Annotated in this window: 12 protein-coding genes; 9 read left to right on the forward strand and 3 right to left on the reverse strand. The window is 72.4% G+C overall.

The window, feature by feature from the left end; genetic code table 11:
- Positions 1-116: 116 nt before the first annotated feature.
- Together AB0399_RS12985 and AB0399_RS12990 are read right to left on the reverse strand one after the other, a co-directional pair.
- Positions 117-1,346 carry an amidohydrolase gene (locus AB0399_RS12985; RefSeq protein ID WP_366411299.1) on the reverse strand — a complete coding sequence of 410 codons (1,230 nt, stop codon included), beginning with the start codon at positions 1,344-1,346 and terminating at the stop codon, positions 117-119.
- A gap of 66 nt (positions 1,347-1,412) precedes the next feature.
- Entirely contained in the window at positions 1,413-2,090 is a 678-nt protein-coding gene (locus AB0399_RS12990) for a FadR/GntR family transcriptional regulator (protein ID WP_329372720.1), read from the reverse strand.
- 246 nt (positions 2,091-2,336) lie between these two features.
- On the opposite strand from AB0399_RS12990, the gene AB0399_RS12995 reads away from it, so the two are divergent.
- The 9 genes from AB0399_RS12995 (at position 2,337) to AB0399_RS13035 (ending at position 12,692) form a co-directional block, all read left to right on the forward strand.
- On the forward strand, positions 2,337-3,299 hold the full coding sequence (locus tag AB0399_RS12995) for a TIM barrel protein (protein ID WP_366411300.1): 963 nt from the start codon (positions 2,337-2,339) through the stop codon (positions 3,297-3,299).
- Positions 3,296-4,168, forward strand: coding sequence for an ABC transporter permease (locus AB0399_RS13000; RefSeq protein ID WP_366411301.1), 873 nt, complete (start codon positions 3,296-3,298; stop codon positions 4,166-4,168). The genes AB0399_RS12995 and AB0399_RS13000 overlap by 4 nt, the downstream gene beginning before the upstream one ends.
- Before the next feature lie 14 nt (positions 4,169-4,182).
- Positions 4,183-5,199, forward strand: a complete 1,017-nt coding sequence (locus tag AB0399_RS13005; RefSeq protein WP_329372726.1) for an ABC transporter permease — start codon at positions 4,183-4,185, stop codon at positions 5,197-5,199.
- 28 nt (positions 5,200-5,227) lie between these two features.
- Positions 5,228-6,271, forward strand: coding sequence for an ABC transporter ATP-binding protein (locus AB0399_RS13010; RefSeq protein WP_329372727.1), 1,044 nt, complete (start codon positions 5,228-5,230; stop codon positions 6,269-6,271).
- On the forward strand, positions 6,268-7,353 hold the full coding sequence (locus AB0399_RS13015; RefSeq protein WP_366411302.1) for an oligopeptide/dipeptide ABC transporter ATP-binding protein: 1,086 nt from the start codon (positions 6,268-6,270) through the stop codon (positions 7,351-7,353). Before AB0399_RS13010 ends, AB0399_RS13015 begins: the two co-directional genes overlap by 4 nt.
- The gene (locus AB0399_RS13020; protein WP_366411303.1) at positions 7,350-8,981 is read left to right on the forward strand and encodes an ABC transporter substrate-binding protein; all 1,632 of its coding nucleotides are present in this window, start codon (positions 7,350-7,352) and stop codon (positions 8,979-8,981) included. Before AB0399_RS13015 ends, AB0399_RS13020 begins: the two co-directional genes overlap by 4 nt.
- 206 nt (positions 8,982-9,187) lie before the next feature.
- Entirely contained in the window at positions 9,188-10,261 is a 1,074-nt protein-coding gene (locus tag AB0399_RS13025) for a TIM barrel protein (protein WP_366411304.1), read from the forward strand.
- A gap of 51 nt (positions 10,262-10,312) precedes the next feature.
- Entirely contained in the window at positions 10,313-11,128 is an 816-nt protein-coding gene (locus AB0399_RS13030) for an aspartate/glutamate racemase family protein (RefSeq protein WP_366411305.1), read from the forward strand.
- Positions 11,129-11,195: 67 nt separating this feature from the next.
- The gene (locus AB0399_RS13035) at positions 11,196-12,692 is read left to right on the forward strand and encodes a chlorohydrolase family protein (protein WP_366411306.1); all 1,497 of its coding nucleotides are present in this window, start codon (positions 11,196-11,198) and stop codon (positions 12,690-12,692) included.
- 547 nt (positions 12,693-13,239) lie between these two features.
- Here AB0399_RS13035 and AB0399_RS13040 read toward each other — a convergent pair.
- On the reverse strand, positions 13,240-14,268 hold the full coding sequence (locus AB0399_RS13040; protein WP_366411307.1) for an FAD-binding oxidoreductase: 1,029 nt from the start codon (positions 14,266-14,268) through the stop codon (positions 13,240-13,242).
- Positions 14,269-14,375 lie beyond the last annotated feature (107 nt).

Below are 14,375 nucleotides of genomic sequence, written 5' to 3' on the forward strand. Positions count from 1 at the left end.
CGCCGGAGCGCGCTGATCCGCCGGCCCGCGCTGATTCGTCGGCCCGCGCTGATTCGTCGGACCGCGCTGATCCGCACCCGCCCGGCCGCCGGCCCGGCCCCGCCTGCCCCCGGGGCTCAGACCAGCACACCGTCCTCGGCCACGACCCTGCCCTGGCGGATGACGACACGGTCCTGCGGCCGGTCCATCACCGCGCTGGTCACCGTCTCCCCGGAGAGCAGGACGAGGTCGGCGGCGTCGCCCTGGGCCAAGCCGCGGGGTTCCGGGGCGGCGGCCGTCCAGGCGGCGCCGACCCCGCTGCCCGCCAGGACCGCCCGGCCGCCCACGGTGGCCAGCGCGACGCAGCGCTCGATGTGCTCGTCGCGCCGCAACTGGTTGGTGAACGCGAGCTGCCAGGTGCGGCCGAGGATGTCGCCGTCGCCGAACGGCGACCAGTAGTCCCGAATGCCGTCCTGGCCCAGGCCCACCCGCACGCGGTGCTCGGCCAGCAGTTCCAGGGGCAGCGTGCGCCGGCCGCTCGGGGCGATCGTGGTGAGGGCGATGTCGAGTTCGGCGAGCTGGGTGACCAGTTCCTCGACCCGGGGGGCCTGCGACGTGGCGAGCGCGAAGGCGTGCGAGATCGTCACCTTGCCCCGCATGGACAGGGCGCGGACCCGGTCGAAGACGAGGCCGAGCGTGAAGGCCCCGAGCTCGCCCTCCTCGTGGAGATGCAGGTCGAGGCCGGTCTGGTGGCGTTCGGCCAGGCCGAAGACGATGTCCAGGTGCTCGACCGGATCGCGATCGAGGCCGCAGGGGTCGATGCCGCCCACCAGATCCGCGCCGCTGGCGAGCGCGTCGGCCAGCAGGTCGGCGGTGCCGCGGTCGCGGACGATCCCGGCCTGCGGGAAGGCGACGACCTGGACCGTCGCCCGGTCCTGGTGCGCTTCGCGCGCGGCGAGCACGCCATGGAGGCGGTCGAGGCCGGATTCCGTGTCGACCTGGGCGTGGCTGCGTACGGCGGTGGCGCCCGAGGCGATGGTCCTGCCGAGGGTGTGGGTCGCCCGCTCGCTGACGCTCGCCTCCGCGGAACGCCAGTTGGCCCGGTCGTTCTCGATCAGGCCCTCAAGACCCGGCCCCGCGGTGTGCGGGCGGAACGGCAGGCCGAGCCGGGTGGAGTCGAGGTGGGCGTGCGCGTCGGTGAAGGAGGGCAGCGCGATCCGCCCGCGCCCGTCGATGACGCCCGGCTCGTCCCGCGCCGCCCCGCCGCCGGCCGGCAGCACCTGCGTGATCCGGCCGTCCTCGACGAGGAGGTCGCTCGGCTCGCCCGCCCAGGGGCGTACGTCGATGATCTTCTTCGGACTCGTCATGGCTCTCCGTAGGTTGTCAGCGGGGCAGGCAGGGCAGGCAGGGCAGGCGGGGCAGGCGGGCCGGGGTCACTGCAACGCGCACTGCTGCTCCTGCCCGGCGATGATCGACAGGACGATCTCGGAGGCGCGCGCCGCGTCCCCCGCCCTGATCGCGTCGAACAGGGCCTCGTGGTCGTCGCCGCCCTCGCCGACGGCGTGTTCGAGCGACCGGACCGTGTCCAGGGACTCCCGCATGGCCAGCGAGAGCCCCTCGTAGAGGTCCAGAAGCAGGGAGTTGCCGGCGGCCTTCGCGACGGCCAGGTGGAAGGAGACGTCGGCGTCGACGAAGGTCGACTGGTCGCCCGTGGAGGCCGCCTCCCGCCGGCGCCGCAGGATGTCGGCCATCGCCTCCAGGTCGTCCTCGGTACGCCGTGCGGCGGCCAGTTGGACCGCGGCCGTGTCCAGCCCGCGCCGCACTTCGAGGACGTCCCGGGTCTTGCTGTCGGTGAGCTTGCGGTTGAGCGCCACGGTCGCCTCGTCGACCGCGATCACATACGTGCCGTCGCCCTGCCGTACGGAGAGCAGGCCGGCGTAGGTGAGGGCGCGGATGGCCTCGCGCAGCGGCGCTCGGCTCAGGCCCATGGTCTGGGTGAGTTCCGCCTCGGACGGCAGCCGGTCACCCAGCGCCCAGTTCCCCTCGCGGATCTGGTCGCGGATCTCCTCGATGGCGACCTGTACTGCGGAAACGCGGTTGAAGCGTGGCACTTAACCCCCCACCTTCCTGGTGGTCAGCCGGGCCCTCGCCGGTGGAGCGGCGACCGAGGCGATGCCATGTCGTGCGGCTCGGAGGATCTGCCGAAAGTCCATCGAGGTCCCTATCCAGAAACATCAGACGTCTGGTAATCAGATTACATGACGACCACGTCCCCGCGTATCGCCTTCGATCAAACCGAGTCCCGAACCCTCCCTGACCGAGCCTCAGATCCGCGCACGACCAAGCGTCTTGGAGCCATGTGCGGCCCGGTCCAGGGCATCGGCGCGGGCGACTGGCCGGCGGCCCTCGACCTGGCCGGCCAACTGGGCCTGGGCGGCGTGCTCTTCGCCGACCCTCGCGCGGTCAGTCCTTCGCTGGACCGGGCCGAACTGCGGGCGGCCCGGCAGGCCGCCGACGAGCGCGGCCTCTTCGTCGAAGCCGGGGTGGGCTGCCTCGGCCCGCACGGCGACCACGCCGAACGCGTCGCCGAACTCACCGCGATGATCGGTGCCGCCGTGGCCCTGGGCTGCGACCGGTTCTTCGCCTACACCAGGACCGAGCGGCAGCGCGCCTCACCCCCGCACGCCGAGCAACTGGCAGAGATCCAGCGGACGTTGGCCGCTCTGCGGCCGGTGCTGCTGGAACACGGCTGCCGGCTCAACGTGAAGACCCACGAGGACCTCTCCTCGGACGAGGTGATCCGGCTGGTCGAGACCGCCGGCACCGACGTGTTCGGGGTGAGCCTCGACGTGGCGAACCTCGTCGTACGCGCCGAGGACCCGGTCGAGGTGACCCGGCGGCTCGCGCCCTACGTCCACCAGACCCATCTGGAGGACGTCGCGCTGTACTTCACCCCCGCCGGTCTGCGCCGCGAACTGCGGCCCTGCGGCGACGGAGTGCTCGACTGGACCGCGATCCTGGACACCCTCGTCCGGGACGCTCCGGCCCGGCACCTCGTCTTCGAGCAGCATCGCGGGCAGTTCGACACGGAGATGTTCCGGGACGACTGGTTCGACGCGGAACCCCACATCAGGCCACGGGAGCTGGCCCGCCTGGTGCGCGCCGCGGTGCGCTGCGAGCGCTCGGCGGCGGAGCAAGGCGGCCGGCAGCCGGTCGACGCCGCATCGCGCACCGACAGCGCCGGGTACCGCGCCGAACTGCGCCGAAGCATCACCCACGTGCGTTCCGTACTGGTCACGACCTCTGGAGAGCAGCCGTGACAACCATCGCCTCGACCCGGCTGCGCGCCGTGCGCCGCCGGGTCTCAAGAAACGACAAGGTCCTGGTGGTCGCCCTGAGCGCGCTGGGAGTCCTCGCCCTGGTCGTGGTCTTCGGCCCGCTCGTGTGGCCGGACAACTCCAACACCGTCGATCTGGCCCAGCAGTTCACCCCGCCCTCGGCCCACCACCCGCTGGGCACCGACAACCTCGGCCGGGACATGCTCGCCCGGGTACTGGTCGGCGCGCGGGCCTCGCTCGGCGCCGGCCTGGTCGTCGCCCTGGCCGGGGCGGTCCTCGGCTGTGTCACCGGCCTGCTCGCCGGGGCGCTGGGGGGCTACGTCGACACGGTCCTGACCTGGCTGACCAACTCGATCCTCTGCTTCCCCTCGATCATGCTCGCGATGGCGGTCGTGATGGCCCTCAAACCCGGCATACCCGCGGTCGTGATCGGCCTGTCGATCCACTCGTTCCCCTGGTACATGCGCACCCTGCGCAGCGAGGTCATGCGGATCTCCGCCAAGGACTTCGTCAAGTCCACCCGGGCGATCGGGGCGACCCAGCGCCGAACCCTGTTCGTGCACATCTTCCCGCACCTGATCTCCACCATCGTGCTGCAGATGGCGGCCGTCTTCGGCGCGGCGGTCCTCTCGCTCGCGGCACTGGGCTTCCTCGGCATGGGCGCCCAGCCGCCGACCGCCGAACTCGGCTCGATGATCACCGACGGCCAGCAGTTCTTCCTGACCGGCCAGTGGTGGGTCGCGGCCTTCCCCGGTCTCGTGCTGCTCATCGCCGTGACCCTGACCACCGTCGTCGCCGACCGGACGCGCGAGATCCTCGACCCCCGCGGCGAGTACATCGTGGCCGACTGACGAGAGGGACCCTGATGCTCGCCACCGTCTCCAAGCGCCTCGCCGTCGGGATCACCACCATCCTCGGCGCGCTGGTGTTCTCCTTCCTCATGCTGCGCAAGCTGCCCGGCGACCCGGCCCGGCTCGTCGGCGGTGACCTCGCCAACCCGACGACGATCGCCAACATCCGCGCCTCGATGGGACTCGACAAGTCGCTGCCGGCGCAGTTCTGGGACTACCTCACCGCGCTCGCGCACGGCAACCTCGGGTTCTCCTTCAGCACCGGCCAACCGGTGGCCGGCCTGTTGCGCTCCCGGCTGCCGGCCACGATCGAACTCGGCCTGACCGGCGTGTTCATCGCCGTGGCGTCGGCACTCGTCTTCGGCGCCGTCGCGGTCTTCCGCCGCAAGAAGGGCGCCGACGTCTCGCTGCGGACCACCTCGTCGCTGGCGATGGGCTCCCCGCCCTTCTGGCTCGCCCTCGTGGCCATCCTGCTGCTCTCGGTCAAGCTCGGGATCTTCCCCGGCCCCGAGGGACGGCTGTCGCCGGGCAGGGCCGCCCCGCACGACGTCACCGGCCTCTACACCGTCGACGCCCTGCTCGCCGGCCAGTTCGCCACCTTCCTCAACGCCGTCTGGCACCTGATCCTGCCCGGCTGCACCATCGCGGTCGGACCGTTCGCCTTCCTCAGCCGGCTGTTCCGGTCGCAGCTGCGGAACACGATCCGGGAGCCGTTCGTACTGGTCGCGCGGAGCCGGGGCATCACCCGCCGGGCCGCCTTCCTGCGCCATGTCGTGCCCAACTCGCTGCTTCCCCTGGTGGCCGCCACCGCGATGCTCCTCGCCGAGCTGATGACCGGCAGCGTCCTGGTGGAGAAGGTGTTCGGCTGGCCCGGCGTCGGCTCGCTGACGGTCGACGCGATCCTCCAGAAGGACTTCTCGGTCGTCCAGGGAGTCATCGTGCTGAGCGCCTTCCTCTACGTGGCGGTCAGCTTCCTGGCCGACGTCACCTACTCCACCATCGACCCCCGCATCCGAGTCGGCGCCAAGTGAGATGACAAACCGGACAGGAGCCGAGCTGATGGCTCAGACACCAGCAACCGCCGCCACCACACCCCCTACCGACGCCCTGCTCCAGGTCAGGGGCCTGCGCACCGAGTTCGCCACCCCCAGGGGAAAGGTGGCCGCCGTACGGGACGTCAGCTTCACCGTCCACCGCCGCGAGCGCCTGGCGATCGTGGGGGAGTCGGGCTCGGGCAAGTCGGCCATGGCCATGTCCATCGTCGGCCTCCTCCAGCCACCCGGCCGGGTGACCGAGGGGGAGGTGCTGCTCGACGGACAGGATCTGCGCGGGCTCACGGACTCCGAGATGTCCCACGTCCGCGGCCGCCGGATCTCCCTGGTCTTCCAGGACCCCATGAGCGCGCTGGACCCGATCCGCAGCATCGGCTCCCAGATGGTGGAGGGCATCCGCGCCCACCAGGACATCACCCGCAAGGCCGCCCGGAAGCTGGCCGCCGACCTGCTCGGCGAGGTCGGCGTGGTCAACGCCGCCCACCGGTTGGCGGACTACCCGCACCAGTACTCCGGCGGCATGCGGCAGCGCGTGCTGATCGCGATGGCGCTCGCCAACTCGCCCGAGCTGGTGATCGCCGACGAACCGACCACCGCGCTCGACGTGACCACCCAGGCCCAGGTACTGGAACTGCTCGACCGCCTGGTGACCGACCGCGGCGCCGCCCTGATGCTGATCACGCACAACCTCGGCATCGTCGCCGGCTACTGCGACTCGGTGAAGGTCATGTACGCCGGCCAGCTGGTCGAGGAGAGCCGCAGCCGGGACCTGTTCTCCGCGGCGGCACACCCCTACTCCCGCGAGCTGATCAAGTGCGTGCTGAGGACCGACCAGGTCCCGCAGGGGCGGCTGTCCACGATCCCCGGCGCGCTCCCCGACCCCACCCTGCCCATCACGGGCTGCTCCTTCGAGCCGCGCTGCCCGGCCGGCCGCGGCAAGCCCGACTGCCGCAGCCGGGAACCGGTGCTCGTCAGCCTCGGCGCGCCGGGCGCCGAGCGCGCCACCAAGTGCCACTTCCCCGGCACCGAAGAGCTGGAGGACACCGAATGACTTCCCCGCCAGTCCGGCAGGCCGCCGAACCCGACGTGCTGCTGCGCGTCACCGACCTCACCAAGTCCTTCGGCGGCAGGCGCGCCGGCGTCGGCACCCGCAGGACCGGGCAGGTGCACGCGCTGCGGCAGGTCTCCTTCGAGGTGCGCCGGGGCGAAACCCTCGGACTCGTCGGCGAGTCCGGCTCCGGCAAGTCCACCGCCGCCTCGTGCGCGCTGCGGATGACCGACCCCGATTCCGGCTCGGTCGTCTTCGACGGAGACGACGTCGGGAAGATGTCGCACGCCGCGCTGCGGAAGATGCGCTCGCGGGTGCAGATGGTCTTCCAGGACCCCTACGGCTCGCTGGACCCGCGCTTCTCGGTACGCCGGCTCGTCGAGGAACCACTCCTGGTGCACGGCGAGCGCGACCCCGCCGTCCGGCGGGCCCGAGCCCTGGAGATGCTCGAACGGGTGGGCCTGTCGGCGGAACTGGCCGAACGCAACGCCCACGCCTTCTCCGGCGGCCAGCGCCAGCGCATCGCCATCGCCCGCGCGCTCGTCCTCCACCCCGAACTCCTCGTCCTCGACGAGCCGGTGACGGCCCTGGACGTGTCGGTGCAGGCCCAGGTCCTCAACCTGCTGGCGGACCTCCAGTCCGGACTGGGCCTGACCTGCCTGTTCATCGTGCACGACCTCGCCGTGGCCCGGTACGTCTGCCACCGCATCGCGGTGATGTACCTCGGCGAGATCGTGGAGGTCGCCGACTCCGACGAACTGTTCGCCAACCCGCTGCACCCCTACACCGTGACGCTGCTGCTCGCCGCGCCCGTCCCCGACCCCGACGTCATGGAGCGCAGCCGGCGCGCCCTGGACACGGCCAAGCCGGCCGCCGGTCCGGCGCCGGCCGAGGGCTGCCCCCTGCTGCCCCGCTGCCCGGTCGGCGCCGGCCGCCCGGACTGCGCGCAGCGCCGTCCGCGGCTGCGCGAGGTCGTCCCCGGACACCAGGTCGCCTGCCACTTCCCGGGCGAGATGCAGGAGCAACTCGCCCGGCGGGCCGGCGCCCAGAGCCGTACCCCCACGCTCGGAGAGGAGGACAAGTGACAAGAACCGATCGGATACCGGCCCGTCCCCACCGCCGCACCCTGCTCGCGGTCGGCCTCGCCGCCACCGCGGCCATGACCGCGGCCTGCGGCGGCTCGGACGTCAACGGCGCGGGGGCCGGCTCCGACCGCCCGTTCACGGTGAACTGGGCGACGAGCATCTCCAGCCTCGACCCCGCGTTCTCGTGTCCCGGCGACGACAACTCCCTGGCCGGCAGCTTCTACGGACGGCTGGTCAAGCAGTCGGTCACCGCCGACAAGGACGGGTTCACCACCGCAGACCCCGACCCGTCGAAGGTGGAGCCCGACCTCGCCACGAGCTGGAAGGTCTCCGACCAGGGGAAGACGTACACCTTCACGCTGCCCGCCGGAAAGACGTTCGCCAACGGCGACCCGCTCGACTCCAACGCGGTGAAGTACTCCCTGGAGCGCACCGTGAAGATGGGTGCCTGCGGCGCGCTCTCGCTCCAACTCGGCATCACCGACCCACCGTTGATCACCGGTGTGGACGCGCCCGACGCGACCACCGTGGTGCTGCACCTGCGGAAGGCGTATCCCGAGATCCTCTACAGCCTGTCCCAGAGCCGCGGCTCGATCTACGACCCCAAGCCGATCGAGGCCCACGGCGGCGTCAAGGCGGGCAGCCCGAACCAGTGGCTGCAAAGCCACACCGCGAGCAGCAGCGGACCGTACGTCCTACAGACCTACGTCCCCAACAACCACGCCGTCCTGGTACGCAATCCGCACTACTACGGCACCCCGGCCATCGAACCGAAGGTCCAGGTCAACTTCATCCCGTCGATCCCGACCCTGCTGCTCCAGGCCGAGAACAGCCAGGCCGACGTCACGCTCGGGCTGCCACCGCAGAGCTTGCACAGCGTCAGCGGCAAGTCCTGCTGCAAGGTCGTCAGCGCGGGCAGCGCCACACCGGTCACGGTCTCGCTGAACAACCAGGGCCCCGTCACGGGCAACGCGAAGTTCCGCGAGGCCCTGACCTACGCCATCCCCTACCAGCAGATCATCTCCAAGCTCGTCTACGGCTACGGCGACTCCTACTACGGCCCCGTGGTGCCGGGCATGGCCGGCTACAACGCGTCCCTCGAACCGCCGCGGGCCTACGACCCCGCCAAGGCCAAGCGGTTGCTGGCCGCATCGGGCCTGAAGTCACCCCACCTCGACCTGATGATCAACCCGCAGTCGCCCGGCGTGTCCGACCTCGCGGCGCTGCTCCAGTCCGTCTGGCGCGCCATCGGCGTCAAGGTGAACCTCGTGGCCAAGCCGCCGGCCGACTTCAGCACGCTGTTCAACAACGGCACCTACCAGTCGGCGCTGCTCTTCGAGTCCAGCACACCACTGGGCAGTTACGAACTGCGCAAGAAGACCACCTGCGGCAGCAGCTTCAACAACCAGCACATCTGCCTGCCCGGCAGCAAGCCGCTGCTCGCCCAGCTCAACAGCGTCACCGACCCGGCGCAACAGCAGCAGCTCATCGACCGGATCAGCACGCTCTGGGTGGACAACTCGCCGACGATCATCCTCTACCGGGCCCGGTTCACCGCCGTCCTCGGCAGGAACGTCAAGCACTTCGCGTACGCCGGGAACCTGCCCCTCGCGCAGTGGGGCCGATAGCCCGCCCGCACCCGGCGCCCCGCGCCGTACGCCTCACGTATTGCGCGTGACGCCTTACGCCTTACGCCTTACGCCTTACGCCTTACGCCTCACGCCTCGCGCCTCGCCGTGAGGACCCAGCACCCAGTACCCAAGCGGCCGGCACCCCGCGGCCGCACGCGACTCGGCCCAGCGGCCGAGCCAGAAGTCACAAGGAGAACCCCGCCATGAAGATCGGTGTCGACGGCCGGAAGATCCCCGGCGCTGCGGACCGTACCCCCCTGGAGATCCTCGGATACGCCCGTGACCTGGGCATGGAGGGCGTGTACTTCCGCACCGTGCTCGACATCTCGCCGACGCTCGACCTCGGCGTGCTCCGGGAGGTCCGCCGCGAGGCGGACACGCTGGGCCTCTACCTCCAGATGGGGCTCGGCAAGGTCAACCCGTACGCCGCGGCCGAGGCCCCGGAGATCCGCAGGCTGGGCGAGGGCGACTACACCCGCGGCATGCTGCGCATGCTCCAGGCGTGCCGCGAGGGCGCCGACTGCGGTGAGTTGTGGGTCGCCTGCTGCAACTACAAGGCCGACCTGCCCGGTTACTACGCCATCGACCGGTTCCGTACCGACGCCCCCTGGGCGGACCAACTCGTCGCGATCGAGAAGTTCCTGGGTCTGCTCGCGCCGGCCGCCCGCGACCTGGACTGCCACCTCAACATGGAGACCCACGAGGAGATCACCACGACCGAGGTGGTCCGGCTGGTCGAGTCGATCGGGCCGGACGTCATGGGGATCACCTTCGACACCGCGAACGTCATGGTGCGCGGCGAGGAGCCGGTGGCCGCCGCGCGCCGGGTCGCCCCGTACGTCCGGGCCACGCACCTGCGCGACTCGATCCTCCAGCGCACCGGCGTCGGCCTCACCCGGACCTTCTCGCCCTGCGGCCTGGGGGTCATCGACTGGGCCGGCCTGCTCGGCGCGCTGCTGGAGCACGCACCCGACCTGGACGCCTCCATCGAGCCCGCGGGACCGACGCTGGCGATCCCGATCGGGATCGCGGACGAGAGCTGGCGTGCACTGCACCCCGATCTCGTGGAGGACGAGGTGACCGAACTGGTCCGCCTCGCGGACGACTACGCGCGACGCTCGGCCGACGGTGCGGTGCCGTCGGTGGAGGACTTCCGCGCGACCCCGTTCGACGGTGAGGACTTCGTCCTGCGCAGCGCCGAGCATCTGCGCGAGACGCTCGCGACCCTCCAGGCACCCGGCGCGACGGCCGGCACGACGGCCGGCGAGAACCGCTGACGTGACCGTGCCCGCAGGCCAGAAACGCCACCGTCCCCAGCGAGGTTCGACGTGACCAGTCAGCACAGCCCTGCCGGCGCGAGCCCGGTGCCGAACCCGGACTCGGACCCGATCCGGGTCCTGGTCCTCAACTGCAATGTGACCGAGTCGATGACCGAGGTCATCGGGGAGTCGGCCCGGGCCGCCGCGGGCCCGGGGACGGTGGTCACCGCCGTCTCACCGGAGTGGGGAGTGGTCTCGGCCGAGGGCTATCTGGACAGTTTCATCGCCGCGACGGCCATGCTCGACCGGCTCGCCACCTGGCCCGGCGCCATGGACGCGGTCGTGCTGGCCGGCTTCGGCGAGCACGGGCGGGAGGCCGCCCGCGAACTGCTGGACGTACCGGTGGTGGACATCACCGACGCGGCCGCGCACGTGGCGCTGATGCTGGCGCCCCGCTACGGCGTGGTGACCACCCTGGCCCGCTCCGTCGTACAGATCCAGGACAGCCTGCGGACGGCCGGGGTGGCGGACCACTGCGTCGGCGTGCTCGCCGCGGGCGTCCCGGTCCTGTCGGCCCACGCCGACGAAGCCCGTAGCCGCGAGGCCGTGCTGGCGTGCGGCCGCCGGCTGATCGACTCAGGCGCCGAGGCGCTGGTGCTCGGCTGCGCGGGCTTCGCCGGCCGCGCGGCCTCCTTCGAGCAGGAGCTGGGCATTCCGGTGATCGACCCGGTCGCCGCCGGGCTGCTCTTCGCCGAAGGGCTGGCCCGGCTCGGCCTGCGGACGAGCAAGGTGTCGACCTTCGCCCGACCGCTGCCCAAGTCCCGTCCGGGCTGGGGCTCCGAACCGCACCGGACAGCCGCCGTCCAGGACACCCACCCCGTCTGACATTTCGCGGGCCCCCGCGGCAGACGCAAGCGAACGGCGGACCCGTCCGGGTCCGGAAAGGAGACACATGACCACCACGGTGCACGCGCGCTACGTGCTCGGCTACCGCGAGGGCGACCATGTGCTGATCGAGGACGCCTCCGTCGTGTACGACGGTGCGCGCATCGTGTACGCGGGACCGCGCCGGGACAGCACGGCGGGGGAGACGATCGACCTGGGCGAGGCCCTGGTGACACCGGGCCTCATCGACCTCGACGCGGTGTCGGACATCGACCACGCGCTGCTCGACTCCTGGTCCGCACCGGAAGCCGCCGCGGGACTCCAGTGGTCGGCGGAGTACTTCACCCACCGCCGTCACGACGTCTTCGACCAGGAGGAACGGAACTTCATCCGGCAGTACGGCCTCGCCCAGCTCCTGCTGCACGGCATCACGACCTGCATGCCGATCGCCTCGGAGACCCACAGCTCCTGGGCCGAGACCTACCAGGACGCGGTCGGCATCGCCGAGGCGGCCCGCGCCCTGGGCATCCGCGCCTACGTGGGCCCCAGCTACCGCGCGGGGGTCAACGTGGTGCGCGGCGAGGGCGGGCGGGAGGTCCGGTGGGAGGAGCAGCGCGGGCTCGCCGGCCTGCGGGACGCCGAGCGCTTCCTGGAGTACGCCCGGTCGTCCGCGGGCGACGGCCTGGTCCGGGGCGCCCTGCTGCCGTGCCGGATCGAGACCATGACCCCGGAACTGCTCGCGGCCACCGCCGAACTGGCCCGCCGCCACGACGTGCCGGTCCGCCTGCACTGCATGCAGGGCACCGTCGAACTCGACCTGCTCCGCCGCGAGCACGCCGCGACACCGCTGGAGATCATCGAACGTGCGGGCCTGCTCGGCTGCCGGCTGCTCCTGCCGCACGCGACCTACGGTGCGGGCGGCGGGACGCGGGGGGCGGCGCCCTCGGACAGCGAACTGGAGACCCTCGCCCGCGCCGGGGCGTCGATCGTCCACTGCCCGTCGACGTCCCTGCGCTACGGCATGGTGCTGGACAGCTTCGACCGGTTCGGCCGGGCCGGGGTGAACATCACGCTCGGCAGCGACAGTTTCCCGCCCGACCTGTTCCGCGCGATGGATGTGGGGTCCAGCCTCACCAAGGTGCTCGAAGGCCGGCTCGACGCAGGCGACCCGGCCGCGTACTTCCGCGCGGCGACGCTCAACGCCGCGCGGGCCCTGGGCCGCGACGACCTCGGGCGGCTCGCGCCCGGTGCGCAGGCCGACCTGGTCGCGGTCCGGCTCACCGACTTCCGGCTCGGTGTCCTCGACGACCCGCTGCGCACCTTCCTGATGTCCGGCTCGCCGCGCGACATCGCCCTGACGGTAGTGGCCGGACGCACCGTGGTCCGGGACGGCGAACTGCCGGGGCGCGACGTGACCGCCATGCAGAGCCGGGCGCAGCGGCTCTTCGGCCGGATGCGGGCGGGCTACGGCGAGCGGAACGCGCACCGCCGTGCCGCCGCCGACCTCTTCCCTCCCGTCTTCCCACGGCTCCCCGCAGGGTCCGCCGCAAGCGAGGCGCCGTGACGGACGAACTCCCGCGACGTGCACGGCCTCGGCGGTGGTGGTGCGCCACGCGTGGCGGCCGCTGCCGCATCCGCCCCGCGGCCGGGCCCGCCGACCACGGCGTCAGACCCGGGGTCGCGTGCGCGGGGCGGCCGGGACCTTGTCGTCGGCTGCGTGACAGCCGAACGTCTGGCCCGCCGTCGTAGCGCGCCCCACCGGCCGCTCGATGTCGTCCTGGACGGCCCGCGCGCCCGACCGGAGCAGCCGGCGGGCCAGGCACCGGGAGATCACCGGCCGTGATCCGGGCGGGGCGCATCGCGTCCTACCCGCGCGTTCACGCCGACAGGCGAGGGCGACTGGCGCAAGAAGCCGCGCGAGCAGGCCCCCATGCCTCCGGGTTCAGCGCACGGGAGCCGTTCTGCCGATCGGTGGCCTCGCCGACGTCGCGACGACCGTGTCCCGAGGGAGTTCGGGACGAGCCCACTCCACCGTTCCCGGCGGGGCGAGGCACGCCCGGCACGGCCCGGCGCGGCCCGGCACGGAGACAGGGGCGGCCAGGGAGCCCGTCTCACCGCGAGAAGCGGTCGGGGCGGCAACCCGAGAGAGCCGGCTCGACGGTTCCGCCGACCAACTCCCGCGCGACCAGGCGGCCCACGGCCGGGGCGAGCGTGACGGCCGAGTGCATCGCCGCCACGTAGAGGCCGGGGACCTCGGCGACCGGGCCGATGATCGGCTCACCGTCGACCGGCATGGGGCGTACTCCGATTCGGGTGCTGAGCAGTTCGACGCTCCCGGCGCCGTGGAAGGTGGACCGGACGGCGGCGAGGGCCCGTTCGGGGGAGTCCGCGGCGGCGATCAGCCGGTCCGCGGCGACCTGCCGGAGATCGAAGTCCTCGGTGTTGACCACGGTGCGGACCAGGTCGGCCGGGGCGCGGAAGCGGAGCAGCGGGCACGGCGACGGCTCGACCGGGACGTGCACGCCGAGCGGCGCGCCCAGCGCGGCCGTGGCAACTCCGGCCGCCAGCACCACCGTCGTACCGGCGAGGGGTCCTGCCGCCGTGTCGACCCCGGCGATCCGGCCCGCCGTATCCCGGCGGACCGCGGTCACCGGCGTGTCCGGACGCACCCGGGCTCCATGGGCGCGAGCGCCGGCGACCAGCCGCTCGGTCACGCCCACCGCGTCGACAGCGCCGTCACCCGGCGCCCAGACCGCCCACTCCGGCGGCTGCCGGAGGGCGGGTTCGAGCGTCGCCACGGTGGCCGCGTCCACGATCGTCTGCCCTGGCCCGGCGTCCGGCGCGCTGCCCTGCCCGGTCCAGCTCAGCGAGCCGGACCAGGTCACCGGTAGTCCCGGCAACTCGGCCCCGAGCCGGTGGTACTCCGCCGTCGTGGTGGCCCGCAGCTCCGCGGCCGGACCTGTGCGCACGCCGGACGACCCGATCCAGGCGAACGAGTCCGCCGTCACTCCCGCGCCCGGCCGCCCGGCGTCGACCAACGTCACCGTCGCGCCCGCCCGGGCGGCGTGGTACGCCACCGACGCGCCGACGATACCGGCACCGACGACGATCACGTCCCGACTCACCTGTGGGCTCAACACGTTCACGACCCTAGCGTCCGCCCGCGCGCCCTGACGGGCCGACGCCTGCCGCCCGACGACCGGAGTCCGCCCGCGTTGCGCACCAGGACGACCAGGACCAGGACGAC

The sequence above is a fragment of the Streptomyces sp. NPDC088194 genome (assembly GCF_040702025.1).
Classification (GTDB): Bacteria; Actinomycetota; Actinomycetes; order Streptomycetales; family Streptomycetaceae; genus Actinacidiphila.

What these genes read in the sequence shown, in the direction of transcription:
- AB0399_RS13010 (WP_329372727.1), top strand. Translation starts at nt 5,228, where the DNA reads ATGGCTCAGACACCAGCAACCGCCGCCACCACACCCCCTACCGACGCC.
- AB0399_RS13025 (WP_366411304.1), top strand. Translation starts at nt 9,188, where the DNA reads ATGAAGATCGGTGTCGACGGCCGGAAGATCCCCGGCGCTGCGGACCGT.
- AB0399_RS13015 (WP_366411302.1), top strand. Translation starts at nt 6,268, where the DNA reads ATGACTTCCCCGCCAGTCCGGCAGGCCGCCGAACCCGACGTGCTGCTG.
- AB0399_RS12995 (WP_366411300.1), top strand. Translation starts at nt 2,337, where the DNA reads ATGTGCGGCCCGGTCCAGGGCATCGGCGCGGGCGACTGGCCGGCGGCC.
- AB0399_RS13035 (WP_366411306.1), top strand. Translation starts at nt 11,196, where the DNA reads ATGACCACCACGGTGCACGCGCGCTACGTGCTCGGCTACCGCGAGGGC.
- AB0399_RS12985 (WP_366411299.1), bottom strand. Translation starts at nt 1,346, where the DNA reads ATGACGAGTCCGAAGAAGATCATCGACGTACGCCCCTGGGCGGGCGAG.
- AB0399_RS13005 (WP_329372726.1), top strand. Translation starts at nt 4,183, where the DNA reads ATGCTCGCCACCGTCTCCAAGCGCCTCGCCGTCGGGATCACCACCATC.